Raw genomic sequence first — 26,591 nt, 5'->3', positions numbered from 1 at the left:
CCTAATCCCGTACCTCCATCCCCGTCTCTCCGAGGCGTCCCACTGTCTCTCCAGCGTGTCCCTCCGTCTCTCCGAAGCGTCTCTAGCAGCGCCTCAGCGCCGCCGGTAAGGGGGGTTCTAGGGGGAGTACGAAGAACCCGCAACACTAAAATCACAAAATTACGAAGTTTCTTAGCTCCACCCACTCAAATTCAATAAATACAAATACTTAAAGGGGAATAAAGTCAGAAACCCTGACACAACTTTCAACCCAAAATCCGCCAATCAACACAAATCCAACCCCACAATCCAACCATCTAGTACAATCCACAGACCTATCCACAGACTCAACTCTCAAAAACAACAAAAAACGAGTCGGAATATGTCAAAACGAGTCGGTATGTAGCTGGTTACATCCTGCGCAACTCGCGGCGCAGAATTTTACCGACATTGGATTTGGGCAATTCTGCGAGATAGGTTATCTTGCATGGGACCTTGTAGGCGGTCAGATTTTGGCGACAGTACTCTGTAATCGACTCGTCGTTCAATTCTGCCTCTGGCGCTTTGACCACAAAGAGGCTGACGCCCTCGCCCGTCTTTTCGTCAGCAACTCCGACGCAGGCACATTCTATAATCCCATCACAGGCTGCGACAACTGCCTCGATCTCATTTGGGAAGACATTAAAGCCAGACACGATGATCATGTCTTTCTTACGGTCCACAATGCGAAGAAAACCAGCCTCATCAAAGACACCAATATCGCCAGTGCGAAAATACCCCTCTTTGGTAAAGACCTCAGCATTGGCATCTGGCCTGTTCCAGTACCCCGCCATCACCTGTGGGCCCTTGGCACAGATCTCGCCACGCTCTCCCGTTGGGACTTCGGTGTTATCCTCCCCCAACAGGATGATATCTGTCGATGGCACCGGCAAGCCACAGGAACCCGTGAACTCGGCTCCACCGATTGGAACCCCGGTCAACAACGGAGCCGTCTCCGACATGCCGTAGCCTTCGGTGATATGCCTGCCGGCCAGCGCTTTCCAGGTGTTTGATGTGGTTTCCAACACGGCAGATCCGCCACCGAGCGAGAACACATGTTTCGAGAAATCGATCTCTGCTGCTCTTGGGTGCGCCGCGACACCCGCAAATAAAGTATTCACCGCAGGGAACATGGTGATGCCGGCATCTTTGATGGCGTCTATAACTGCGTCCATATCACGGGGATTGGGGATCAGCAGTATCCGCCCCCCCAAAGACACATAGGCCAACGAAATAGTCAGGCCAAATATGTGGTACAGGGGCAGCGCACAAACCATGGCCTCGACATTTGGGCGCGAAGCCTCGGGCCAGTTTGCTTTATACTGCTCCAGATTGGCCACCACATTGCGATGGCTAAGAACAGCCCCCTTTGAAGGGCCGGTTGTGCCGCCTGTGTATTGAAAGAAGATATTGTCGTCACCTGCTAGGTCTACCTGCTGGTATTGCAGTTCTGCGCCGTGAGTAAGGATATCGGCGAAAGCAATGACATCGGCCAACCTGTCATCAACCACTGGCGATGGGACTGGAAGGTCCGTGCCATCGCCTAGATCAATGGATACCACCGTGTCGATCACAGTTTTACCGATGATGTCTGCCAGAACCGGTGTTGAACCGCCAAAGATCAGGATTGTCTTGGCTCCGGCATCATTCAGCTGATGCTCAAGTTCGCGCGCTGTATACATAGGGTTGACGTTCACCTGTACCGCCCCTGCCCTAAGAATTCCGAGCATGGCGATGGGAAACGCAAATGTGTTCGGCATCATCAATGCAATACGGTCACCGCGTTCAACCCCCATCTTGACCTGCAAATAGGCGGCTACGGCGCGCGACTTTGCCTCGACCTCTGCATAGGTCATCGATTTACCGAAACATTCATAGGCTATGTTGTCGGCATAGGTTTCGGCTGCTTCCTCAAACAGCGCCACAATGGACGGATACCGGTCAGCGTTAATCTCTGCCGGGACGTTCGCACCATATGTTTTCAACCAATTCTTCATATCAATATCCCCATAGCCCAATATGTTTTGCGCGTTTCAGGTACACAGCAACCGCCCGGTCCCGACTTCTGAAGGTTACAGAAACTTCACCAGCTTGCGAAACATTTCGATGTTACTTTCATTCACGCCCTGCTCGCGGAAATTTCGGTCCGCGCCTGTTGACACAATCACCACATCACGAGACCGATCAATGTAAATGTATTGCCCATAAACGCCGCGGGCAAAGAACTCACCCTCATGTGCATCTTTTGGAATCCACCACTGATAACCATATCCTGTTTGTCCGGGTTTGGTGGGAGCTGATGCGCGGGTGGACGCGGCAATCCAACCTGCTGGCACAACTTGCTGACCGCCATAGTTACCGTCCTGTGCGATCATCCAGCCGAAGCGGGCAAAATCGCGGGCAGTAAAGTTTAGCCCTCCTAGAACAAAGGCCGCGCCGGCACCGTCTGTAATGTAATAGCCATCCCGCTCCAGCCCTAGAGGCGCTAGGATTTTTTCTGCCAGCAGAGACGGAACATCACGTCCAGTGGCACCGCGGATCACCATGCCAATCACATGGGTGTCGATCGAAACGTACTGCCAGGTGTCGCCGGGCGTGGCGAAGCTCTCTTTCAGGTCCGCTGCAAACTGATCCAGAGTGCCGCCCAAAGCGATAACGCGCCCCATGCGGTTGATGTCGGAATCATAATCCAGATAGTCCTCGTCAAAGGTGACGCCGCTAGCCATATTCAAAACATTGCGAATACTGGCACCGTCATAGGCGCTTCGTTTCAGCAGGGGCACATATTTGGTGACCGGATCATCAATCGAGGTAATTGTGCCCTCCTCCATCAACACCCCAAACAGGGCGGAGAGATAGCTTTTGGCGACTGACCAGGAGATCCGCCGATCATTGGGGGCAGTGCCAAGATAATAGCTTTCGTGGCGGATCTGACCGCCCTGCAGCACCAGCAACGAAGTTATAGCGCGATCTTTGATCCATTGATCAGCGCCCGCAGGCAAGGTCATTTCACCGCCCTGCGGAAGCGGGCTGATCGCTTTGCCCCCGCGCGCCAATGGAGTGGTCTCAAAGGCGCCCTCCATATTGGAGAAGTTGCCAACGATTTTCTCTTCCGCAAACAGCGAGTTCACCGCCAACAAGCGGGTAATCTCTTCGCGTTTCCACAGCCCAAGCGCCACGATAACAAGAGCCAGCACCAACACTGAACGAACAATGATCTTTAACGCCCGACGCATTTGCGTTCCTCCCGTTTTCGCCAGCCAAGCCTGTGATGGCCAATAGGGCAACCCGGACGCTACGGAAGTTGCGTTATTTGAACTTGCCCAACAATTTTTCCAACGGCGATCGTTGATCGGGCTGGGCATCAACAGCAGCATTTCGAACCGCTTGCTCTCCCTGCCCTTTTGACTTGGAGTTCGAGCTGCGCGGTGGCGCGACGCGCAAGGCCACCGCATTCATAAAGCGTCCACCATCCCCGGCCGCCAACGACGCTGCCCCATCCGAGATGCCGCGCATCAGATCATCCAGCCAGACTTCGTCCGCCTTGGGGAAGTCCCGCAACACATAGCCTGCAACCGCGTCTTTGTGGCCTGGGTGGCCAATGCCCAATCGTACCCGGCCATAATCCGCACCAATATGAGAATGGATTGAACGCAAGCCATTGTGGCCGGCATGACCACCACCCTGCTTAACCCGGCACTTTCCGGGCGCCAGATCCAATTCGTCGTGTAAGACGGTAACATCCGAGTTTTCGATCTTGTAGAACCGCATAGCTTCGCCGACAGCCTGACCAGACAGGTTCATAAATGTCTGCGGCTTAAGCAGCAGAACCTTAGTGCTCCCAAACTTACCTTCGCTGAGTTGCGCCTGGAATTTCGATTTCCAAGGAGAAAACCCATGATCCGACGCAATTTGGTCCAAAGCCATGAAGCCGATATTGTGCCGATTTCGGGCGTACTTACTGCCCGGATTCCCAAGGCCGACGAAAAGTTTCATGCAGCACCTCGCCAATTGTGTGTTTGGTTGGCTTGATGCACTGAAACAGATGGGAAATCCAGAGTGCGGGCGCGCAGATTTACCCCCGCACACGGATTAATTCAGCCCTGTGGCGTGTACCATATAGGCGAGCTGTAGGCGCGCTCAGTTGTGGTCATCGGCACATTGCTATCCATTTGAACATTAAACCGCATAGCTTCATAGGCGGTCCAGCGCGGGGTTGGAATCTCAATAACGCGCACATAGTAGAAAGCCCGAACAGAGGGATCGAAATCAGGATCCTGCCACTGGGTGATCAGTTCTGGTGCCCCGATCGTGTTGGTCCAAGTGGCTTTGCCCACGTCTACGGTATTACCAACTGCAGGTAGTTTTCCCTCGGCATCCAGATGTCGGTCGCCAGACCAAGCAACGTTATAGATTTTCTCGCCGCGCGAACCGTCTTCGTTCAGCCACCCTTTGATCACCTGTACTCGATCCAAATTGCCGCTGTAGGAATCCTTGAGCGCAGCAATCAGAAAACTTGGAGCTGTGTTGCCTGAATGAGCGGGCAGGTCAGCGCCCTTGGGGACACCTTTGGCATAGCCAATATCTGCCGGAAGTCGTGATGCAGCATCCTCAGGATCGAAATTCCAGCCGCCAAAGAATCGCAACGTGATGCGGGATCCAGTCGTGCCATAGACTTCGCGTCGCTCAATAGCGTCAAAGATTGCTTCACGGGTGTTTTCGGTGGCCCATGCAGCAGCATACCCCCCCGAGGCCTGCTGCCAACCATAAATAGTAAACTCTGGATCGGGGGCTTCGATAACGATGTGCTCCCAACGGTTTGGTTCCGGCTCAACTCCGGAGTGCTTACCAAAGAAGTTCTCTTCCTCGACTGCAGCCATTCCAGTGTGCGCATCAGTCGAACCGATCTGGCCCGCTTTGAAGGGATTTATGCCCAGTTGCGCCTCAAGCATCAGGCCTGTTTTGTAGGCTTCACGCGAATATTCATATTGGAGCATCTCTGGAGTTTTGGCCTGAGTTCCATTCAAGTTGGACGCATCCCAAGTATCGAAATCAGCAAATTCATCATCCGGGGATAGGAACGGGTGGGCTTCGCTGTCACCCTTGATCTGAGTTGTTTCAATCACCGGTTCAAATCTGGCGCGCAGTGCGGCCAATTCTGCGGACAGCGGAGTGCCATCGAAGTTTGAAACAGAGAAAAGCCGCCCGTTGCTTAGGTTTCCGTTATGAGGAATTGCAAGAACATCTCCACCCGTACGATCTTCGTATTCAGCAAGGTGGGCCCATAGGTCTTCGGGATTTTTACTGTCGAATTGCGAGTAAGGCACAACCGTGTTGGCCATAGCAGCATCATCGCGGAACAGAACATTGCGATGAATATTATCGCCACCTTCGGATGTCCATTCATAGCCGATCATAGCAGTAAAACTGCCAGGATCGTTATAGCGATCCGCAAGTGCAGTATAAGCCTGCCAAGCGGACTTGATTGCGTCTGGGTTGTCGATTGGTGGTGTGTCCGTCGACAAAGAGGCAACAATCTCCATCGCGGTGTCAAAAATCCGGTCCCGATCATTTGAGCTTAGCTCGTCATACCACGCCTTACCCTGCTGCGTGGACAGAACCTGTGGATCGCCGGCTAGCAACTGTGGCATCAATCCGTACATTTCGGCGTGATCCGAAACCACCAATCAGTCAAGTGGGCGACCCAGTTTAGCCCGCAATCCATGCGTTGTCGTTACTTCCTCACCACGCGCAAAGCGAAAGGCATCTTCCTGGCTCAGCCGTGTCATAGTTCCGGCATCTACCGAAACTTCGGTATGCAAATGAGTGTCGCCCCACAGCACACGGGTGGGAAAATTGCGCCCGGCGTAAGGCGAATAATGGTCACTGGTGAACCTGGCTCCGACGTCCTCTTTTGATGGCGTCATATCCTGGACCTGAGCTATTGTCGTGGATGTAAAACCCTGAGCAAGGATGGCAATCGCCAGTGATCGGTGGAGCTTGGATAGTCGCATCATAATAAGTCTCCCAATATCAACCATTTAAAGAAACACGGTCCGTTCTGCGTGCAATGCTACACACGAAATCAATGGCAGGGGAGAAATTGTTTTCTTCAATGTAATTGCAGCGACGGATTGCCAATTTGGGTTTCCAAAACGAAAAACGGGGTCCTAAAAGGACCCCGCTTCACATTTGCCAAAGGCAAATTCTTATTCTTCGGCTGGGGCTTCTTCGCCTTCAGCTTCGTCTTCATCGTCAGCACCAGACGAACGCAGCCCAGATGGAGCCGAGATGTTGGCAATAACAAAGTCACGGTCGATTGTCGGACGTGCACCTTCGGGCAAGTTGATCGACGAGATGGTGACAGTGTCGCCAAGCTTCAGGCCTGACAGATCCACAACCAACTTCTCGGGGATGTCACCAGCAGTCACAACCAGTTCGACCTCAGGACGTACAGCGTTCAGAACGCCGCCCTGCTTAAGACCAGGAGCCTCTTCTTCGTTGATGAACTCAACTGGAATGAACAGTGCGATTTCCGAAGTGCGACGTAGACGCATCAGGTCCAGGTGTGTTGGCAGATCTTTGACAACATCACGCTGCACGTTGCGGCAGATAACGCGGACGTCGTCGTGGCCTTCAACTTTCAGGTTGAACAGGGTCGACTTGAACCGGCCAGCTTTCAATTTCTTCAACAGAACGTTGAAAGGGATATTGATTGCCAGTGGGTCAGTGTCGCCACCATAAACGATACCTGGGACCAAGCCGTCACGACGTGCCTGACGAGCGGCGCCCTTGCCTGTCCCCGTCCGTTCCAGAGCTTCGAGATTAGGAATCTCTCCAGCCATGATAATTCTCCAAATTGTAAGGGCGGGAATCCTCCAAGGCTGTATCCCCGCGTGAAGTCGCGCGTATAGAGGAAACAGATACGGATGGGAAGAGGGGAAACAACTAAGGAGAAGAACCGCAGGCGTTACCGCTCAAACTGAGACCGAATGGGGCTGCTACGGCTATTGACGATTAAGCGCAATGTTGAGCCCCAAGGCGACCAAAACACTCCCTCCCAATCGCTGCGTTAAACGACCAGCAGAACCGGACCTGCTCAAAAGCCCTGCAACCCGGCCGGCCAAAAGCACACAAAGAATATCGGCGCTGGAAAACATCATATTTACGATCGTTCCAAGAATGAGCAACTGCGCCCAAATTGCCAGTCCTGCGTTTGGGTCGACAAACTGCGGTAGGAACGCGAGGAAAAATATTGCTGTTTTGGGGTTAAGAACTTCAACTGTGACGCTTTCCCAAAAGGCCCGCTTAGGGCTCTTTGCAGAGACCTCGATAGCGCCCGTTGACATAGGAGCGCGAGCGCGGAACATCTTAAATCCCAGCCAAATCAAATATGCGGCTCCGCCAAATTTTAAGCCCGTATAAAGGATTGGCACCGCTTGAAACAAAACAGCCAGACCAAAGGCTGCGGCAAAAACATGAACGTACCCGCCGATATGTATGCCCAGAGCCGCGAACCATCCGGCTCGTTTGCCACGAGCCATAGTTTGCGCCGCAGCGTAGAGCATGGCTGGCCCAGGCATATAGGCAAAGATGCCAGTGGCCAGAAAGAACGCGATAAGAATTTCAGTCGACGGCATTGAGTAAACCTGTTGTGGCATGAACACGATTATGGAGTAGCGGCTGAGCCGCTATACTCCAACCTTTTTCGTACTGCCGTTTTGTCACATTGGGTTCGCTAGGACACAAGCCCGGCCTTAGCCGTCACAAGTTCAGGACCAACGTCCTTCAAACCCCTCAGGAACCAGCAGGTTATCTCGACTGAGATCGTCAACTTTCCTCACGCCGCACAGCCCCATAGACGTCTCCAGTTCTTTATGGATCACCTCGAGTGACTTGGTCACCCCCGCCTCCCCCATGGCACCTAGCCCGTATATGTAGGCCCGACCAATGTAAGTCCCTTTGGCCCCCATCGACAAAGCTTTGAGCACATCCTGGCCGGATCGAATGCCGCTATCCAAATGTACTTCGATCTTGTCACCAACCGCGTCCATGATTGCAGGTAGCGATTTAATAGCACTCAACGCGCCGTCCAGTTGGCGGCCGCCATGGTTGGAGACGATGATGGCATCTGCGCCGACGTTCAACGCCTGTTTGGCGTCTTCAGCGTCCAGGATCCCCTTGATGATCAATGGCCCATCCCACATTTTGCGGAATTCACGAATACGATCCCAATCCAAAGATTGATCAAAGGCCTGAGCCGTCCATGTGGTCAAAGATGAAGGATCGGTCACACCACTGGCATGACCAACGATATTGCCAAAGAACCGCCGTTTGGTTCCCAGCATACCCAGCCCCCAGCGCACTTTAGTCATCATATTGCTGACCGATTTTACTGTCAGTTTGGGCGGAGCAGACAGTCCGTTTTTCAAATCTTTGTGCCGCTGACCGAGCAGTTGCAAATCAACGGTAATCACCGCAGCGGAGCATTTTGCATCTCTGGCACGGTCAAACAGGCGCCGCATAAAGTCATCATCGCGCAGGGTATAGACCTGCATCCAGAATGGCTTGGTGGTATGCTCAGCCACGTCCTCTATCGAACAGATTGACATCGTCGAAAGCGTATAAGGGACGCCAAAATTTTCAGCAGCACGAGCCGCTTTGATTTCACCATCAGCGTGCTGCATGCCAGTCAAGCCAACTGGTGCTAACGCTACAGGCATAGACACATCCTGACCAATCATCTGACCTGCCGTTGACCGCCCAGTCATGTCTATCGCTACTCGCTGACGCAGCCGGATCTGGTCAAAATCAGTGGTGTTCTCGCGAAAGGTCTGTTCGGTCCAACTGCCACTTTCAGCGTAGTCGTAAAACATCCGTGGCACCCGATTTTCATAGATGCGCTTTAAGTCGTTGATATTGGTGATGGTCGGCATGCGGTGTCGCTCTCACTATCTTTGGTAAATAAAAATTACCAATTCCGCACCAAAGCTGCAACCAAATTCACAAATCCTCATACAGGCTCTTGCAAGTACGATATCGTACTATATTTAGTGCGACATCGTACTAATGAGGTGATCCATGACAATTTCCAGACGTAAAGCGCTTTCTATCATTGGTGGCGGAGCAATTCTTGCCGTCGCAGGCACTGGGCTACACGTGACACGCAAACCCAACAAAGCATTGGCGCCCTGGGCAGCAGCTGGGCAATATGACGAAATCCGCAAGCGCGCCCTTTCCTATGCCATTTTGGCGCCCAACCCCCATAACCGGCAGCCCTGGATGGTCGACCTAGGCACACCAAATCAGGTCAAGCTCTTTGTCGACACCAACCGCTTGCTGCCGCACACTGATCCGTTCAACCGCCAGATCACTATTGGCCTTGGTTGTTTTCTTGAAGTCTTACGCATGGCGGCCGCACAGGATGGTTATGCCGTGCAGCTAGACCTGTTCCCTAATGGGTCAGACACCGAGGAACTGGACAGCCGTCCCGTCGCTATCGCTCATTTCCAGAAGTCCGAAGCCGTTCAACCTGATCCTCTTTTCGCCCATGTGATGCAGCGAAGAACACAAAAAGAACCGTTCGATATGGACCGGGCCGTTAGCGACAGTGATCTTCGCAGCCTGATAAGCGCGCGCCAATCCGGCACCCGACGGTGGGCGGACAACTCGGACCATTCCGTGGAACATTATCGCACGTTGTCCGAAGAAGCCCTGATGATCGAAATTGAGACGCCGCACACCTACCGTGAAAGCGTTGATTTGTTTCGCATTGGTCGAGCAGAGGTCAACAAGAACCCGGACGGCATCGACTTCTCTGGCCCCCTGTTTGAAACCCTCAACCTATTTGGCCTGTTCAGTCGCAAAGCTGCTCTGGACAAAAACAGCGTGACCTACACCGGAGGGATTGATGCAGTCCTGTCAAATACTCGCACTGCAATGGCGCATATCTGGATCACAACAAAGGGCAACACACGCGAAGACCAAATTACAGCGGGTCACGACTGGGTGCGGCTGAACCTGCAGACCACTGGTTTGGGCATGGGTCTTCAACCTCTGAGTCAGGCCTTGCAGGAGTATCCGGAAATGGCCGATCACTATGACCAGATTCACAAAGAACTGGCCGAAGACGGAGAAACCGTGCAAATGTTTGCCCGTCTTGGATATTGTGCTCCAGTGCCGGAAAGCCCGCGCTGGCCCTTAGAAGCAAAGATCATAAATGCCTGATACACGGCCATCGCCCTATTTTGTGTTGTTCAACGAAATAGGGATTATTCATCAGCTCAGCCGCACCTTGTTAGAGGAGCGGCTGCCTGATGGGTTGCTGAGCTCGCATTTTGGCGTTCTCAACCACTTGGTACGCGTTGGTGAAGGCACCACCCCTCTTGCCATCGCCCGTGCATTCCAAGTCCCCAAGACCACGATGACTCATACCCTGGGCGGATGTGTCAAACACGGGCTCATCGAGATGCGGCCAAATCCCGATGACGCGCGCAGTAAGTGCATTTGGTTGACCAGAAAAGGGCGCGAAATACGCGAATCCATGGTTGCTCAGGCGGCGACAGGGTTCGAAGGCTTTGCTGAGCATTTTTCTGAGGAGCGTATAGAAACGCTTTTGCCCGTTCTGACAGAGATGCGGCAGTTCCTGGATAAGGCACGCGACGCTACGTAGCGAGGCACTATGTCGCAACTCTTCATTAGTACGGTGTTTACGATGCGCTGATAGGCCCAAATAGGAACTATTGGAGATCGCAATGAAGGGTATGGTATTCGTGGAACTCTTCCGCATGGCCGAAACGGTCATGAGCGAGGAGGACCTGGACAACATCATCGATCGCATCGATCTCAGCACTGATGGCGCATATACTTCCGTTGGAAACTACCCCTGTAGCGAGCTGATAAAACTTGTCGTGGCGATAGGTGATCAGTTGAATATTCCCGTCACGGCATTGCAGACAAAATTTGGCCACTGGATGTTTAGCCGCTTTGTCGATGGGTACCCAGAGTTTTTTGAAGGTAAACAAAACGCCTTTGAGATGCTCGAGGCCATTGAGAACGAAGTGCACGTCGAGGTGCTAAAGCTTTACCCTGATGCCGAACTCCCAACATTTTCTACCCAACGGTTTTCTGGCGGCGCAGGTCTGAAAATGACCTACAGCTCGGATCGCCCTCTGAACCACTTTTGTCTTGGGCTGATAGAGGGGTGCGTCGAACATTTTGACAGACCTGCAGAGATAAAAATGAGGGATTGTTCGGAGGACGGGCGTTGTAGGGCTGAATTCATGATCGAATGGGCCAAATAAAGACTATGGCACGACCCGAATACGACCACCCAATCACACAACTGCCCGACCGTGTGTCCAGACGGCGGTATGAACGTGAAAAACGTGCCCGGCAGGAAGCTGAACAGCTACTGGAAGCCAAGAGCCGAGAACTGTATGACGCTAACCTTGCCTTGCAAAAGCAAGCTGCTGGATTGGAAGAGGCGGTCGCGCAACGCACTGCAGAATTTGAAGCTGCTAGAAATGAAGCTGAATCTGCCAACGCAGCAAAGTCCATTTTTTTAGCCACCATGAGCCACGAGATTAGAACGCCATTGAACGGCGTTCTGGGCATGGCCACAGCCTTGGCTGATAGTGACTTAACAAGCGAACAAGAGGAAATCCTCGACCTAATTTCTGACAGCGGCAACCTACTGCTGTCGGTCATCAACGATATCTTAGATCTATCAAAGGTCGAGGCCGGGATGCTGGAAATAGAGAATGTTCCCACTTCGGTTTGTGATTTTCTAGATGGAATGTGCGCCCAGTTTGCCCCCAAAGTTCGGGAAAAAGGGCTTCGGTTTACGGTACTCTATAGCGGGTTATTATCCGCTGGAGGCGTTTGGGCCGAATTCGATCCGAACCGATTGAGCCAAGTCCTTGGCAATCTACTGTCAAATGCCATAAAATTCACTACCAGCGGCGCTGTTGCGTTCACAGCCGAGGCCGTGCATTTGGAAAACGGCAACTTGCAACTTAACCTGATAATTCGGGACACTGGCATTGGTGTTCCTGAAGAAAACAGTGAAAAGTTATTCCAGCCATTTACCCAGGCTGACGCCAGTATCACGCGCAAATTCGGCGGCACAGGTTTGGGTTTGGTGATTGCGCGTGATATTTGTAGGATGATGGGTGGCGACATTACCTGCCTTAGTGCAGCAGGCGACGGGACCGAATTCACCGCCTCAATCCAGATGACACCGGCCAAATGCCCCGAAACAACCAAAGGGCTGCAGTTAGCAGAAAACGAAGCCGTTCTGAAGCAGCGCAAGTGGCGTGTTCTAATAGCAGAAGACAACAAAACCAATCAGTTAGTTCTGAAGCATATGCTCAAGCGCTATGACCTGGAACTGGTGATTGTCGCCGACGGTGCAAAAGTTGTTTCAGAATGGCGCAGTAACGGCGCAGATCTTATCCTGATGGACGTCAACATGCCGGTTATGGACGGGCTGTCAGCGACGCGCGCGATCCGGGCAGATGAACTGGAAGGCAAACACCAACCTGTGCCAATTGTTGCTATATCTGCCAACGCCATGGTTCATCAAGTTTCTGGTTACCTTGAAGGCGGCATGACGGGACATGTAGCAAAACCAATCCGAAAAGCAGAATTGGTTAGAGCGATGGCTTTAGCGCTAAGTGAAACGGCCATTGCTCCAACCTAAAGCTCTCTGGGTTAGCCTCTGTGCGCACCATCAGACAGGCTTTTGACAAACGCCAGAACTTCTTCAACAGACTTGCCTGCGCCAATCTGGCTAACAATTGCGCTGCCAACAACCGCCCCGTCTGAAATCGACGCAATTGTCTGCGCGCGTTCCGGTGAATTGATGCCAAAACCAACAATAACCGGCAAATCAGTAGCTGCTTTGATGCGAGCAACCTCAGGGCCAACGTCGCCCGCTTCAGCCTCGGCAGCACCAGTGATACCCGTGATCGACACGTAATAGACAAAGCCCGAAGTGTTTTGCAGCACCCGTGGCAAACGCTCATCATCAGTGGTTGGGGTGGCCAAACGGATAAAATTCAGACCTGCTTTTTGCGCGGGGATGCACAGCTCGTCATCTTCTTCTGGCGGCAGATCAACGACGATTAGCCCATCAATGCCTGAGGCAGCGGCATCTACCAGAAACTTATCAACGCCGCGCGAATAGATCGGGTTGTAATACCCCATCAGCACAATCGGAGTGGTGTCGTCGGTCTTGCGGAACTCAGCCGCCAGATCCAGCGTTCTTTGCAACGTCATGCCGCCATCCAGCGCGCGTTGACCGGCCAGCTGAATTGTCGGACCATCCGCCATCGGATCGGTAAAAGGCAGCCCGAGCTCGATGATATCAACGCCTGCAGCGGGCAAGCCTTTGACGATTTCCAGCGACGTGTCAAAGTCTGGATCACCCGCCATCACGTAGGATACAAATGCTTTTTTTCCTGCAGCCGACAATTCGGCAAATTTGGCATCAATGCGGGTCATGATCGGGCCTTTTCCTGTTTACCCGACGGATGTGCCGAAAACTGACGCGAAAATCAATCCCACCCCTGCGTTTCCCTCTTAGTCCCGAATTGGAAGATGCCAGCGTAACAGCAATGCATTCACACCCGGCTTATGGACCGCGATCGAGGCGTTCGATTTGTGAGTGAACGCCAACGAAAGCCCCGAACCATTTGCAAACTGGCGGCCCAGTGCGATCAAGCTACGGATTTCGAAAGCTGACCCTAAATCGTTGCGTGCATGTCGCTCTAGGTAAACCCCAGGCATCACGCTGCCTTCGAAAAACCAATTGTTTGAGAGCGTCAATTGACCAACCAGGCCAACGCCCAAATGCAGGTCACCGGTGCCGTGCACCGTAAATGCGCCTCCCAACCCAAGCTGGAAATCGCTAGAATCGCGAATGGGCTTGTGATGGTATTCGACTAAGGCAATACCTCCATCCTGAGCCAAACCATTTGAAAAATCGGCGAATCCGGCCCCAACGATCCAGTCTTGCGCCGCTAGTGCATTGCTCGTTGCCAGTAATATGACAGCACCCCACAGATCCCTCATACCGTTGATCCTGATTGCCAATACATCCAATATAACATGGGGTGCCAAAATGTCGTAGCAAGTTGCCAGCCAGTTCTTGGCACAGAATGAACCGAGCCGCTTGTATCAACGTCGATTGAAGCCTAGAAGCACCGCTGACATGGCATTAGGAGGTCGTTATGGGCTTTAAAATGGGGATCGTAGGGCTACCGAACGTCGGTAAGTCTACATTGTTCAACGCATTGACCAAAACCGCCTCGGCGCAGGCGGCAAACTTTCCATTCTGCACGATTGAACCCAATGTGGGCGAAGTCGGCGTACCGGATGCGCGGTTAGACAAACTGGCCGCCATCGCAGGATCGAAACAAATCATCCCAACCCGAATGACATTTGTCGACATTGCAGGGCTGGTCAAAGGTGCTTCGCAAGGCGAAGGATTGGGCAATCAATTCCTCGCCAACATTCGCGAGACCGACTCGATCGCCCATGTACTGCGCTGTTTTGAAGACGGGGATGTGACCCACGTTGAGGATCGCGTGGATCCAGTAGCAGATGCTGACACCATCGAAACCGAACTCATGCTGTCCGACCTTGAAAGCGTTGAAAAGCGCCGCACCAATCTGGTGCGCAAACTCAAAGGCAACGACAAAGAAGCCCAACAGCAGGACCGCCTGCTGGCCGCCGCCCAAGAGATGCTGGAAGACGGAAAACCTGCCCGCTTGGTTGAGGTTGACGACGAAGACCTTAAGGCTTGGAAGTTGCTGCAGCTGTTGACCAGCAAACCGGTTCTATATGTTTGTAACGTTGGCGAAGAAGAATCTGTCGAGGGCAATGCCCATTCTGCCAAAGTTGCCGAAATGGCCGCCGCGCAGGGCAACAGCCACGTCATCATCTCAGCCCAGATCGAAGAAGAAATTTCCCAACTCGATCCCGAAGAGGCAGAAATGTTCCTTGGTGAGATGGGCCTGGCTGAAGCGGGATTAGACCGGCTAATCCGCGCCGGATACGAGTTGCTGCATCTGGAAACCTACTTCACAGTAGGCCCAAAGGAAGCGCGCGCCTGGACCATTCGCAGTGGCACTGGCGCTCCGCAGGCGGCTGGTGTCATTCACGGCGACTTTGAAAAAGGATTTATCCGGGCCGAGACTATTGCTTATGATGACTTCATTGAAAACAACGGCGAACAAGGTGCCAAGGAAGCGGGCAAAATGCGGGCCGAGGGCAAAAGCTATGTGGTACAGGACGGAGACGTCATGCATTTCTTGTTCAACACCTGAGCCACGGAGAACGCCATGACAGTCAAGATGATCATCGACACCGATCCGGGCATCGACGACGCCATGGCGATTTTCTATGCCGCTGCGGCCCCGGAAGTCGAATTGCTGGGGCTGACCACGGTTTTTGGCAATGTGTCGACACCAACTGCCACCCGTAACGCCCTGCGCCTGCTTGAGGCCGCAGGACTGGACCTTCCGGTAGCTCATGGCGCCGAGACGCCGTTGGCGCTTCCGCCTTTTACACCTTCAGCACATGTGCATGGAGACGAAGGGTTCGGCGACATTCCGGCAGCCACTCCTAAACGTCAGCAGATTGACGAGGATGCCACTGAATTTCTGTGCCGGATGGCGCGTGAGCACAAGGGAGAGCTGGTTGTTTGTCCAATCGGACCACTGACCAACATCGCGCACGCTATTCAACGTGACTCTGAATTTGCGAAAAACGTTGCACGTATTGTGATCATGGGAGGCTCTCTTCACGAAGGAGGCAACGTCACTCCGCACGCAGAGGCCAACATCTATCACGACCCACATGCGGCTGATGTAGTGTTTAGTTCTGGCGCCCAGGTTGTAATGGTCGGGCTGGACGTCACCCATCGGATCCTCTGCACAAAGTCCGACTTTTCCGCTATTGCAGCCCAATCCCCTGAACTGGGCGGCATGCTACAACAAATGTCGGTATTCTACCTGAAGTTCTATGAATCTGTCGACAAGTTCGACGGCTGCTCGCTCCACGATCCGGCAGCAGTTATAGCCTGTACCCATCCGCAACTGTTCACGACCCTTTCCACTCCTTTGCGGGTATCATGCGAAGGCGAAACATCAGGCGCAACTCTCGCGGCACCTGACAATAAACGCCCCCCGGTTGACGTCTGTATCAACGTGCAGTCAAGTGAAGTAAAATATTTATTTCTCAACCGCTTGGCTCTCCTGCCTTAATTCCGCCGCCTGGCCGTGTTGTTGATTTCTGGGTCCGAGCACATCCAAGAATTTCACTTTGTTGGCGCGCCCTCACATGGCCATTGTTCGGCCCGCAAGAAAAATCAAAAAATGGGCTTTTTTCCCTTGTTCTCGGAGCCACTGCGCGGATATACCGATCAACGGAGACGTGGCCGAGTGGTCGAAGGCGCTCCCCTGCTAAGGGAGTAACGTGCAAGCGTTCGAGGGTTCGAATCCCTTCGTCTCCGCCATCTTACATTTTTGTTTGATTTGAATGGGCCGCTTTAAGCGGCCCTTTTCTTTTGCCTGCTTAGACTTAAGTCCTTTCACTGTTTGCATTGAGTTTCTTTCGCTTACCTCTATATTCACTCCTTGAGTGGTATAGAATGTGGTATTTCTCAGATGGCTCTTTCTGGCAAGCTAACCAAAAAACTGGTTGAGAACCTCAGCGCTGGGCGTCACGGTGACGGCAACGGCCTTTATCTTGTTGTGGACCCGTCTGGCGCGCGGCGTTGGATTGTGCGTGTGGTGGTTAAGGGTCAGAAGAACAAGAAAGGCGCTCCGCTACGAACAGATTTTGGTTTGGGCGGTGCTGGCATCGTCACACTGAATCAGGCGCGGGAGCGCGCACTAGAATATCGACGAATGGCCAAGCAAGGGCTGAACCCGCGCTTTAGTGCCCGTCAAGAAGTCCCGACTTTTGAAGAGGTGGCGCAACAGGTCCATATTGATCGTATGCCGACATGGAAGAATGCCAAACACGGGACGCAGTGGATCAATACATTGCGTGATTACGCTTTTCCCAAGATTGGCCTCATGCCCATCGATCGTATTGATCAGCCAGAAGTGATGATGTGCCTTGAGCCGATTTGGACGGAAAAGCACGAGACCGCCCGACGGTTGTCACAACGCATCAAGATTGTTTTGGATGTGGCCAAATCAAAGGGCTTTCGATCCGGTGAAAACCCTGTGACGGCCATTAAAAACGCACAGGTGCTTCCAAAGGTAAAAGCCAAGCCCAAGCACCATTTGGCGATGCGCTGGCAGAAAGTACCTGCCTTCTATGCGGATCTCAAAACCAAAAACGCGATGTCGGCCAGGGCTTTGATGTTTACCTGTTTGACAGGATCAAGAACCGGCGAAGTTTTGGGTTTGCGTTGGGAAGAGCTGGATCTGACAGATCAGCTGTGGATCTGCCCTGCTGAACGGATGAAGACCAGCGAGGAGCACCGCGTTCCCCTCACTGGCGAGATGCTCTCCATTATTGAACCACTAAAAGACATGCAGTCAAAGTACGTGTTTGAAGGGCAGAAGCGCCACCACCCTCTGTCCAATATGTCTATGCTTATGCTTCTGCGCCGCATGAAGGTTGAAGGCGTCACCGTGCATGGCTTTCGCTCAACCTTCCGCGATTGGGCCGCTGAGGAAGCCAATGCGCCGCGAGAGGTTGCCGAAAAGAGCCTGGCCCATACCGTGGGCTCAGATGTTGAACGGGCCTATGCACGCTCGGATCTGTTAGAGAAACGCCGTGAGTTGATGCACATGTGGTCGCAATACGTAACATCACGGAACATCTAGAAAGATTAAGCATGAACACGGTCCCCATCAATGAACCGGAACTGAACTGCCTTGAACTGTTCCGGATGGCATTGAGCGAAGACACGCAAGAAGCTAGGATGCGCGCGATTGCAGTCATGAGGCACGAAGTGGTGAGTTTGGGCCTGGAAAGCTTCTCTATTGGGGCTGGAAAGTCTTCGGGTGGGAAAGTCCGCCCGGAGTTTGTTCAATGGGTCGCCGAAACATCGAAGGATCGATACGAGGCGGCTCACGGTTTTTCTGAGATAGCACGGCGGTATGAAGCCAAGAACGAACGAAAGCTCAACGTTGCTGAGCACGTTGGAAAGCTGGTGTGGCATTCCATTCAGGAGCAGGAGTTCAAGGGTCTTCATGTCGCCGGTGGAATATTGGAGAAAGTTCGGGATGTGGCCAAACAAGAAGGAATCCACGGGGCTCGAGACAAAGACGTTGTGAGCAAAACCTGGGTTACTTACCGAGGGGTCGTTCATTTGGGTATGGCAATGGACTACTGCGAAGATAATCCAGACCCTGGCCTAAATGTGCTGCATGTGGCGGAACGAATCCGCCAAGGTCTGAGCCAAAATTTTCCCAAAAAGACACGGGAGCCTTATGTGGCTCCGGATGGTCAAATTTCTTTTCATTATATATCAAACACTTAACGTATCCGACTTGCAAATCGGAGACTATTTCTCTTCTTAGCTTGGGCTCACTTGATGCGTCGTAATTCAAAACGACGAAAGGAGCACCAACAGTGCCCAACATCTTTGATAACGACCGAAGCTACCTCTTGGGTGATCCAGAACTCGACATCCTTGGGGACCGCGAGAAGCTTGCCCAGTGGCGACATAAAAATCTTGGTCCACCCTACTATAAGCTCGGGCGTAAGGTGATTTATCGCGGCTTTGATCTAAATGCTTGGGCGGAAGCAAATCGGGTCGACCCAAGCAAGGGTGGAGATCACTGATGCCAAGCTTGTTTGGAAATTTTTGCCTTGAAGGCAATATCCAAGGCGCTGGGCGCTATTGCGTTCCACGATTTGCGTGGAGGCCAATTCGTGGAAGGGAGTATGCCAGTGGCTCTCAAACTACGCGCCTTAATCCACCTGTCGAAACCTTGCGCATTAGCGGCAATCAAGCCACCCAACAAAGCGGGGTGAAATGATGTCCCGAAAGAGTGACAAACACTCAGATACTTTAGATTTCTTCGGAGACCTTGAGCCTGAACCACTAAGGTCATCAAAGCTGCCGGGCACTCAAAGGAAGCAAGAACCAATTTCTGGAAAATCGACAACTCAGAGACCCGTTTTAAAAGACGCGGTCGCACTACCACCAGCGCAGGAGAGCTATCTCACCGACAAACAGGTCGCCAAACGATTTAGTGTGTGTCGTCAGACCGTGTGGCGCTGGGTGGAGGCTGGCACATTCCCCAAGGCAAAAAAGTTGTCCTCAAAGGTCACGAGGTGGCGGCTGTCTGACCTCCTCGCCTATGAGACCTCACTCACAACCAGATCAAAACCAAAAGGAACTGCCCCTGGCGGTCGTCAAATTGCCAAGAAGGAGAGGCAGCCATGAGTCGTTCGTATCGCAAAGTCCGTTCCAATGCGTCGATGGTCTACTCAGTCGGTGAAATTCAAGAGCTCTACGATGTGTGTCGCAATACGGTGTCAAATTGGGTTGGGGGCGGATTGAACTCTTCTGACTGTGTCTTCCCGCAGCTGTTCCGAGGGGCCGAGCTCAAGCGCTTTCACGCAGAACGCACAGCTCGGAGACGGGAAAATCTCCGGCATGGGGAGTTCAAGTGTCTGGGGTGCGGGCAAGCGGTTTTTCCAGACGTTGGTTCGGTCTCACTAAACGAACAAGTAGGGCGCGCGACCCAAGCTTATGCGATCTGCTGCGACTGTGGCGGTACAGTTATTAAGTTACTAGGGGCGACAGAAAGCGACAAAGTCAAAGACTGCCTCGCGACCAACACCAGCCTTGCTCGAATAGACGAAGGTAAAGAGCAGGCTCCGGCCTGTATTGGGAAAGATTCGAGATCTCAGGATAGTAGATGGTTCACAATCAACGACCGCATCGTCCATGACTGGCAAGCTTATGCGAGGCGCTACAACTCCAAAACCGTGCAGGCTCACCTCATCAGCATCCGCGATTTCGAGCGGTTCTTGGAGGGTCGGTCTTTTGAGAAAGTGACGCCGAAAGATGCTGGTGCGTATCGCGACCACTTAGTGAAGCTTCGGACTTTGCCAAAAGAGAAAGGTGGTCTGAGTAATTCGACGGTGCGCCACAGGGCGTCCCACTTGGCAGCCTTTTTCACGTGGTTGAGAGGGCAGTCGGGGTATCGCCGTCTTAGCACAAGCATTCCAGATTATTTTGCGCTGCCTCGCAGTGCATCAGCACGACCATTAGCAGTAGAGAAGCGTGCTTTCCCATCAATGGAGGAGGCTTGGCGCATGGTGGAGCTGATGCCGAGTCAGAAAGTTGCGCAACGCCGGGATCGTGCTATGGTCTCTTTTGCATTTGTCTGTGGGTTCAGGGCTGGGGCGCTGACTTCGCTGCGCTTCAAACATTTGGATCTGGAACAGCAAACTGTCGTACAGGATGCCAGTGAGATGCGCGCCAAGAACGACAAAAGCTATCGTGCAACATGGTTTCCCAGAACCTATGAGTTCCGCGATGTGTTTCTGGGTTGGGTGCAGGAGCTAACGCATCTGGGCTTTCAGCAGCAAGATGCCGTTTTCCCTGAGATCAAAGATCTTGGGCCGCGTTTTCCGGGTGCCTCCGCTGTCACCCCCTTAGCGACAAGCAGAGCACTACAAGCTGCCTTTGCACGCGCTTCAGAGCCTCTTGGTGCACACTACTCGCCGCATTCCGCCAGGCACGCCCTAAAGGCGCTGGGCGCACGAATTTGCCGCACGCATGAAGAACGCAAGGCGTGGTCGATGAACCTAGGTCATTCCGATGAGCAAATCACCGAAAGGCATTATGGCAAAATGTCACCAGCCCGTAGCGGTAAGATCATCGAGGCATTGAACTCGACGGTGGCGTTCACAGAAGACGAAAGGGAGATGATCCTTGATTTCCACGAAGGCCGCTTTGTAAGAGGAACGGACGAATACCGGATCGCACGCAAGCTCGCTGAAAAACGGGAGCAAGCTCGAGGGGACGACGATGTCATCGAGTGAGGGAGTGTCGCCCAAAACACAAAAAACTGCCGCGGTTTGGGCTTTCACTTTCACTGCAAATCCTGCATCAATACTGTCCTTCGACAGAGTTTGGGGGGCCACTCGATGACCTCCAGATAGGTGAAACCCGTCTGCCAAGGTTGATTGATGGGCGTCGTCTTATCATTGAACTCGTTTGCCGCCTTGATCACAATGAAGGCGGGGCTGGTGATCAGATCATGCGCCTTCGATACGCGATAGACTGAAGCCTCTGATACAAAATAACTTTCTGCATCGGTGAGCGTCACCGCCAACTCCTGTGGCGATAGGTCGGTCTCCTTCAATGCCAGCTTGATGTCGTTGACGATCTTCTCGGGCGACTTACAACCCGTTCCAAATGCTTGTTTTATGTCCCACTCCCTGGTGGTTACGATGAGCCAACAACACTCTCATAACAAATATCGCTATTTGGACCCGTAAGTACCGACGTTAGACACTCCGTTGATGCGCTGTTGATGAAACAAGGGCCTGAGCATCAGAGAAATACTAAGATCTAAAATACTAAAAAGAGGCATTCGATGAAGAATTCATAAAATTTGGAGAGACGAATATCGCAACCAAACTTGAGATCATGCGCTTCAAGCACCGCTTACAGCTCGCATATTTAGAATGATGAAGGTGTGCACGCGGAAATAACTTTGCACATTACATCGCCAACATTTCGAAACTGGTGTGGAAGAACGCTTGTAAAGTAATAGGAATCTCCCTCCCGCAGTACTCTGGATTGCCCGTCGACAGTTACTTCCAAACTACCTTCAATAATGACACCGCATTCTTCACCTTCGTGGGAAAATGGAGTTCTACCAGAGTCAGCACCCGGCTCATACTCTTCGATAAGCATCTGAAGTTTTCGCCCCGTGCGTTCACCCGCAACCAGAAGGTATGAAACACCAGGTGCCCCCAAATCGCGCAAATCATCTTTAGTAAAAAAAATTCGCTCGTTATCTTTGAGCTCGAAACTAAAGAAGAAAGCCAGGCTTACATCCACCCCGGCAAGAATTTTTTTGAGTAGCGCTACAGATGGCTGAGTAGAGCCAGACTCAATTTGAGAAATTGTCCCACTGCCCACTTCGGCCTTCTTAGCCATCTGTCTTTGGCTTAAACCCTTCACCGTTCGAACCATGCGAAGACGCCGAGCAACATCAAAATCTGTGGTAGTTGATTGAGCCATATTGATTTTCCGCTTCCGATTTGAAGCACTTTACGAAACTAGTTAACTGAATTCAAGGACTTAGAATACTCTAAAAAACCGGCTTTCCAAGACACCTCCACTCTGCAACTTATTGAATAACAGAGAATATTTCTTGATGAGGTGGTTGAATTGTTAGACAATGAAAACAGCGCGGCATCCTTTTGGATGCCCTTTACGGCCAATCGTGATTTCCTTAGGAAGCCCCGCATGATCACTTCGGCTGAGGGCATGTATTACACCAGTTCCGATGGGCGAAAAATTATGGACGGCACGGCTGGTCTATGGTGTGTGAATGCCGGGCACCGTGATCCGCATATTGTCGAAGCCGTGAAACATCAGGTGAATAAACTCGACTATGCACCTAGTTTTCAGTTTTCACACCCTCAGGCCTTCGAACTGTCATCAAAACTCGTTTCGATGATGCCCGAAGGTATGGACCATGTTTTCTTTACAAACTCGGGATCTGAGTCGGTCGATACCGCACTGAAAATTGCTCTGCATTACCACAGGATGCGTGGCGACGGATCAAGAACACGTCTAATTGGCCGTGAGCGCGGCTATCATGGTACAGGGTTTGGTGGAATTTCCGTCGGCGGAATCCTTCCCAACCGTAAGCATTTTGGGACTTTGCTCACAGGTGTCGACCATCTGCGCCATACACATGACCTAGATCGCAACGCTTTCTCTCGCGGTTGCCCCAAATATGGCGCGGAACTGGCCGACGACCTTGAACGTCTCGTTGCGCTGCACGACGCATCAACTATTGCTGCAGTGATTGTTGAACCACTCGCAGGGTCAACAGGTGTTCTCCTCCCGCCCGTCGGCTATCTGAAACGCCTGCGCGAGATTTGCGACAAATATGGCATCTTGCTTATTTTTGACGAAGTAATCACCGCATTTGGCCGACTGGGTACAGCAACGGCTGCCGAGTATTTCGATGTAACTCCCGACATTATTACCACGGCAAAGGGTTTGACCAACGGGGTAATTCCAATGGGAGCGGTGATTGTAAGTGACAAAATTTATAAATCTGCAATGGCGAACGCCGACGCCCCAATCGAACTTTTTCACGGCTACACCTATTCGGCCAACCCAATGTCATGTGCTGCAGCACTAGCGTCGCTTGAATCTTACGCTTCAAACGATTTGTTCCAGCGAGCTGCTTTGTTGTCGCCCACCTGGGAAAAACACCTGCATGCACTCAGCGAACTACCTAATGTCGTCGATATCCGTAACTTGGGTCTTGTTGGCGCAATTGAATTAGCTCCTCGGCAAGGCGAAGCTCCTGGGGCTCGTGCCTATGAGGCAATGCTACGTGCATGGGATGCAGGACTGATGATCCGAGTTACTGGCGACATCATTGCGTTGTCTCCCCCGCTGATCATCACAGAGATCCAAGTCGAAACGCTGTTCGAACAGCTCACAAAAATTCTCAAAGATCTTCCCTAATAAACTCTCGTTCGAGGAATACCCCGATGACTAGCACATCTCAGATCGGTCACTACATTGCAGGTCAGGTCACTGCTCCCGCAAATGAAACTACACAACCGGTTTTCAACCCCGCAACTGGAAAACAAACGGGCAAGGTTTCGTTGGCAACAAAACAGACTGTTGATCTAGCGGTCGCAGCTGCAAAAGCAGCCTTCCCAGCCTGGTCAAATATGCCACCAATCCGCCGCGCACGCCTGATGAACAACTTTTTAGGGCTCGTTCGCGCCAATAAAGACAAAATTGCACGTGCGATCACACTGGAACACGGCAAGGTTTTCACCGACGCCCAGGGCGAGGTTGAACGCGGTATCGACATCATAGAATTCTCCTGTGGAATTCCTCAATTGTTAAAGGGTGACTACACCGAGCAGGTTTCGACCGGTATGGATAACTGGACCACCCGCCAGGCACTGGGAGTTGTTGCAGGTATCACGCCGTTCAATTTTCCCGTCATGGTTCCGATGTGGATGTTTCCTGTGGCAATTGCGAGCGGCAATACATTCATCCTCAAACCATCGCCAACTGACCCATCAGCTTCGCTCCTATATGCGGACCTGATTAAGGAAGCTGGGTTTCCAGATGGTGTCTTCAATGTCGTACAAGGCGACAAAGTGGCTGTGGATGCATTGCTTGAAAATGACGATGTTGAGGCGGTTTCGTTTGTTGGTTCGACACCAATCGCGAACTACATTTACGAAACTGGCGCACACCATGGCAAACGTGTTCAAGCCCTTGGCGGGGCAAAAAACCATATGTTAGTGATGCCCGACGCAGACATGGACAAAACTGCAGACGCCCTGATTGGCGCGGCATATGGGTCCGCCGGTGAGCGGTGCATGGCAATTTCTGTAGCGCTCATGGTTGGTGACGCCGCTGACAAATTGATGCCTGTTCTGCAAGAGAGAGCTGCGTCGCTTAAAGTTAAGAATGGACTCGAACCAGATGCGGAAATGGGACCGATTGTGTCGGCATCCGCTCGAGATCGTATTGAGAGTTACATTCAGTCGGGTGTGGATGAGGGCGCAGAGCTGCTCGTTGATGGGCGTGGACACTTTGTAGAGGGCCATGAAGACGGTTTTTTCTTGGGTGGAACACTGTTCGACAACGTAACTTCAGACATGACCATCTACAAAGAAGAGATTTTTGGCCCTGTTTTAGCCTGCTTGAGAATTAGTAGTTTCTCCGAAGGTCTAAAACTCATCAACGATCACGAATTCGGAAATGGCGTATCGATTTTCACCCGAGACGGGAATGTCGCACGTGAGTTTGGAAAACAGGTTCAGGTTGGAATGGTTGGCGTAAACGTTCCAATTCCGGTTCCAATGGCATGGCACGGATTTGGCGGTTGGAAGAAAAGCCTGTTTGGCGACATGCATGCCTACGGCGAGGAAGGTGTCCGTTTCTACACAAAGCAAAAATCAATCATGCAGCGTTGGCCAGAAAGCATTTCAGAGGGTGCTGAATTCGACATGCCAGTAGCAAAATAGACACCATCAATTGTGGATGACTTCATGTTGTTTGGCGGCTGATAAACCAGACAACATGAGCCCCCCGTTGGACCTAGAGAGTCCAACGGAATAAATCCGCGTGGCCTGGGAAAACGCCTGCTTGGAACTGGCCGCGCAAATCAAAAACGATCTAACTACCGGGCTCAATTTTGCCCATGAAACGGGCGCTCAGAACGCATTGCTCAATGAACTTTAAATGAGTTCGTTGGTCCAAAATTTTGCTGCCCAAATCAATACCGATTGCGCTGAAAACCAGCCGGTCACCAACCTTAGGAGGAAACTATGATTTCGAAAATTACGCGCTGTACTATGGGTGTATTGAGCACCGCAGCGCTTATTGCGTCTGCAGCGTTGGTGACACCAGCCTTCGCAAAAGAACGCTTTATCCTAGCACACGCGATGACTTCGGACCACATTTTCCACGCTATGTCTGAAAAGTTCCAAAGCGAGCTGGGCGAAGATTCAAATTTTGGAGTTGCCTATCACCCTGGTGGAGATTTGGGAGATTGGACCTCCCTTTTTGAACAATCGATGCAAGGTGTGGTGCCTATGACATTGACCTGGGGCGCATCCGAGTTTGACCAACGACTTGACTTGTCTTGGTTGGGATACGTCGTTTCCAACTGGGAAGATGCTCGAAAAGTATACGGCCCAGGTGGCGGCATGCTCGACATCTACAACGATATTTTGCACGACCTTGATGTACATGCCATCGGCATTGTTCCCACCGATTTTGGGTCTGTTGTGATCCGAAAAGGCGTTGGCGCAAAGCCTTTGAACCTTCCTGAAGATGCCGGAAATCTAAAAATTCGTGTTCCACCAGTGTCCATTGCAGTTGATCGTTTCAACAACTTTGGTTTTGGTGCGGTCCCTATTCCCTTAGCCGAAGTTTACACCGCTTTGCAGCTGGGAACAGTTGATGCACGAGCATTCTCGACCGCGGTTGAAACCTACAACACCCGGGATGTTCTTGAAGCCAACATCCTGACCAATGACTACTTCGAAACCGCATTCTGGTTGGTGAATAAGAGCTGGTGGGAAGGTTTATCGCAAGAAAACCGAGTCGCCTTGCAAAGTGCCGCTGACGAAACCGTCCTGTGGTCCTGGGACGAAGCCGAAAGCAAGAGCGAAGAGTTCCTGCAGAAAGTTCGCGATGCCGGTGTTGAAGTAATTGAATTGTCGGACGAACAAATCGCCGCGGCCGCAAAAATTGTCCACGAAACCGAATGGCCAATGATGGAGAAAGTTGTTGGTCAAAGCATTATGGACAAATTGAAAAAGGCCGCGGGCCTTAACTAAATTTCGCAAAAAAT

Annotated in this window: 23 protein-coding genes, 1 tRNA gene and 2 pseudogenes; 15 read left to right on the top strand and 11 right to left on the bottom strand. The window is 52.1% G+C overall.

The genetic code is table 11. The annotated features are described in order from the left end of the window. Positions 1–389 precede the first annotated feature (389 nt). The 7 genes and pseudogenes from FEE96_RS23065 to FEE96_RS23035 all read right to left on the bottom strand — a co-directional run bounded on the left by FEE96_RS23065 (position 390) and on the right by FEE96_RS23035 (position 8,954). Complete coding sequence (locus tag FEE96_RS23065; protein WP_212744824.1) at positions 390–2,015, bottom strand: AMP-binding protein; 1,626 nt, start codon at positions 2,013–2,015, stop codon at positions 390–392. Between the two features lie 75 nt (positions 2,016–2,090). Beyond that, on the bottom strand, positions 2,091–3,254 hold the full coding sequence (locus tag FEE96_RS23060) for a serine hydrolase domain-containing protein (RefSeq protein ID WP_138165488.1): 1,164 nt from the start codon (positions 3,252–3,254) through the stop codon (positions 2,091–2,093). Between the two features lie 73 nt (positions 3,255–3,327). Next, positions 3,328–4,014, bottom strand: a complete 687-nt coding sequence (gene pth / locus FEE96_RS23055; protein ID WP_138165487.1) for an aminoacyl-tRNA hydrolase — start codon at positions 4,012–4,014, stop codon at positions 3,328–3,330. A gap of 101 nt (positions 4,015–4,115) precedes the next feature. Then, positions 4,116–5,945, bottom strand: a pseudogene (locus FEE96_RS23050) (DUF3604 domain-containing protein). 282 nt (positions 5,946–6,227) lie between these two features. Further along, on the bottom strand, positions 6,228–6,863 hold the full coding sequence (locus FEE96_RS23045; RefSeq protein ID WP_138165486.1) for a 50S ribosomal protein L25/general stress protein Ctc: 636 nt from the start codon (positions 6,861–6,863) through the stop codon (positions 6,228–6,230). A gap of 162 nt (positions 6,864–7,025) precedes the next feature. Beyond that, on the bottom strand, positions 7,026–7,658 hold the full coding sequence (locus FEE96_RS23040) for a LysE family translocator (RefSeq protein ID WP_138165485.1): 633 nt from the start codon (positions 7,656–7,658) through the stop codon (positions 7,026–7,028). A gap of 132 nt (positions 7,659–7,790) precedes the next feature. Then, on the bottom strand, positions 7,791–8,954 hold the full coding sequence (locus FEE96_RS23035) for an alpha-hydroxy acid oxidase (protein ID WP_138165484.1): 1,164 nt from the start codon (positions 8,952–8,954) through the stop codon (positions 7,791–7,793). Between the two features lie 145 nt (positions 8,955–9,099). Here FEE96_RS23035 and FEE96_RS23030 point away from each other — a divergent pair, with 145 nt between their 5' ends. From FEE96_RS23030 to FEE96_RS23015, 4 genes are all read left to right on the top strand, one after another. Next, positions 9,100–10,245, top strand: a complete 1,146-nt coding sequence (locus FEE96_RS23030) for an Acg family FMN-binding oxidoreductase (protein ID WP_171021805.1) — start codon at positions 9,100–9,102, stop codon at positions 10,243–10,245. Continuing rightward, positions 10,238–10,690: a MarR family winged helix-turn-helix transcriptional regulator gene (locus tag FEE96_RS23025; RefSeq protein ID WP_138165483.1), complete on the top strand. Its 453-nt coding sequence runs from the start codon at positions 10,238–10,240 to the stop codon at positions 10,688–10,690. Before FEE96_RS23030 ends, FEE96_RS23025 begins: the two co-directional genes overlap by 8 nt. 82 nt (positions 10,691–10,772) lie before the next feature. Continuing rightward, positions 10,773–11,321, top strand: coding sequence for a heme NO-binding domain-containing protein (locus tag FEE96_RS23020; protein WP_138165482.1), 549 nt, complete (start codon positions 10,773–10,775; stop codon positions 11,319–11,321). Positions 11,322–11,326: 5 nt separating this feature from the next. Beyond that, a complete protein-coding gene (locus FEE96_RS23015; protein WP_138165481.1) occupies positions 11,327–12,721 on the top strand; it encodes an ATP-binding protein in 1,395 nt (464 codons plus the stop codon). An 11-nt stretch (positions 12,722–12,732) separates the two neighbouring features. On the opposite strand, the gene trpA is transcribed toward FEE96_RS23015, so the two are convergent. Further along, entirely contained in the window at positions 12,733–13,524 is a 792-nt protein-coding gene (gene trpA / locus FEE96_RS23010; protein WP_138165480.1) for a tryptophan synthase subunit alpha, read from the bottom strand. A gap of 78 nt (positions 13,525–13,602) precedes the next feature. Beyond that, positions 13,603–14,094, bottom strand: coding sequence for an acyloxyacyl hydrolase (locus FEE96_RS23005; protein WP_138165479.1), 492 nt, complete (start codon positions 14,092–14,094; stop codon positions 13,603–13,605). 158 nt (positions 14,095–14,252) lie between these two features. Here FEE96_RS23005 and ychF point away from each other — a divergent pair, with 158 nt between their 5' ends. The 8 genes from ychF to FEE96_RS22965 all read left to right on the top strand — a co-directional run bounded on the left by ychF (position 14,253) and on the right by FEE96_RS22965 (position 21,048). Next, complete coding sequence (gene ychF / locus FEE96_RS23000; protein WP_138165478.1) at positions 14,253–15,350, top strand: redox-regulated ATPase YchF; 1,098 nt, start codon at positions 14,253–14,255, stop codon at positions 15,348–15,350. 15 nt (positions 15,351–15,365) lie between these two features. Next, complete coding sequence (locus FEE96_RS22995) at positions 15,366–16,289, top strand: nucleoside hydrolase (protein ID WP_138165477.1); 924 nt, start codon at positions 15,366–15,368, stop codon at positions 16,287–16,289. 163 nt (positions 16,290–16,452) lie between these two features. Further along, positions 16,453–16,540 (top strand) — tRNA-Ser (locus FEE96_RS22990). A gap of 151 nt (positions 16,541–16,691) precedes the next feature. After that, complete coding sequence (locus FEE96_RS22985) at positions 16,692–17,867, top strand: tyrosine-type recombinase/integrase (protein WP_138165476.1); 1,176 nt, start codon at positions 16,692–16,694, stop codon at positions 17,865–17,867. Positions 17,868–17,965: 98 nt separating this feature from the next. After that, positions 17,966–18,526 (top strand): hypothetical protein, encoded by a 561-nt coding sequence (locus FEE96_RS22980; RefSeq protein ID WP_138165475.1) that lies wholly within the window; start codon positions 17,966–17,968, stop codon positions 18,524–18,526. A 92-nt stretch (positions 18,527–18,618) separates the two neighbouring features. Continuing rightward, positions 18,619–18,831, top strand: coding sequence for a glutathione S-transferase family protein (locus FEE96_RS22975; RefSeq protein WP_138165474.1), 213 nt, complete (start codon positions 18,619–18,621; stop codon positions 18,829–18,831). Positions 18,832–19,024: 193 nt separating this feature from the next. Then, on the top strand, positions 19,025–19,438 hold the full coding sequence (locus tag FEE96_RS22970; protein ID WP_342770995.1) for a helix-turn-helix transcriptional regulator: 414 nt from the start codon (positions 19,025–19,027) through the stop codon (positions 19,436–19,438). 113 nt (positions 19,439–19,551) lie between these two features. Further along, a complete protein-coding gene (locus FEE96_RS22965) occupies positions 19,552–21,048 on the top strand; it encodes a tyrosine-type recombinase/integrase (protein WP_246079587.1) in 1,497 nt (498 codons plus the stop codon). Between the two features lie 98 nt (positions 21,049–21,146). Here FEE96_RS22965 and FEE96_RS23720 read toward each other — a convergent pair. Then, positions 21,147–21,383 (bottom strand): annotated as a pseudogene (locus FEE96_RS23720) (helix-turn-helix domain-containing protein); the annotation flags it as partial. Positions 21,384–21,691: 308 nt separating this feature from the next. After that, positions 21,692–22,258 carry a cupin domain-containing protein gene (locus tag FEE96_RS22955; RefSeq protein WP_138165472.1) on the bottom strand — a complete coding sequence of 189 codons (567 nt, stop codon included), beginning with the start codon at positions 22,256–22,258 and terminating at the stop codon, positions 21,692–21,694. Between the two features lie 186 nt (positions 22,259–22,444). On the opposite strand from FEE96_RS22955, the gene aptA reads away from it, so the two are divergent. From aptA to dctP, 3 genes are all read left to right on the top strand, one after another. Continuing rightward, positions 22,445–23,728, top strand: a complete 1,284-nt coding sequence (gene aptA / locus FEE96_RS22950) for an omega-aminotransferase AptA (protein ID WP_138165489.1) — start codon at positions 22,445–22,447, stop codon at positions 23,726–23,728. 26 nt (positions 23,729–23,754) lie between these two features. Next, positions 23,755–25,257 (top strand): CoA-acylating methylmalonate-semialdehyde dehydrogenase, encoded by a 1,503-nt coding sequence (locus FEE96_RS22945; protein ID WP_138165471.1) that lies wholly within the window; start codon positions 23,755–23,757, stop codon positions 25,255–25,257. Positions 25,258–25,560: 303 nt separating this feature from the next. Then, positions 25,561–26,577 (top strand): TRAP transporter substrate-binding protein DctP, encoded by a 1,017-nt coding sequence (gene dctP, locus FEE96_RS22940; protein ID WP_138165470.1) that lies wholly within the window; start codon positions 25,561–25,563, stop codon positions 26,575–26,577. Positions 26,578–26,591: the final 14 nt, after the last annotated feature.

It is taken from the genome of Parasedimentitalea maritima (genome assembly GCF_005771405.1).
In the GTDB taxonomy this organism is placed as follows: domain Bacteria; phylum Pseudomonadota; class Alphaproteobacteria; order Rhodobacterales; family Rhodobacteraceae; genus Parasedimentitalea; species Parasedimentitalea maritima.
This window is presented reverse-complemented; position numbering and strand designations above follow the sequence as displayed.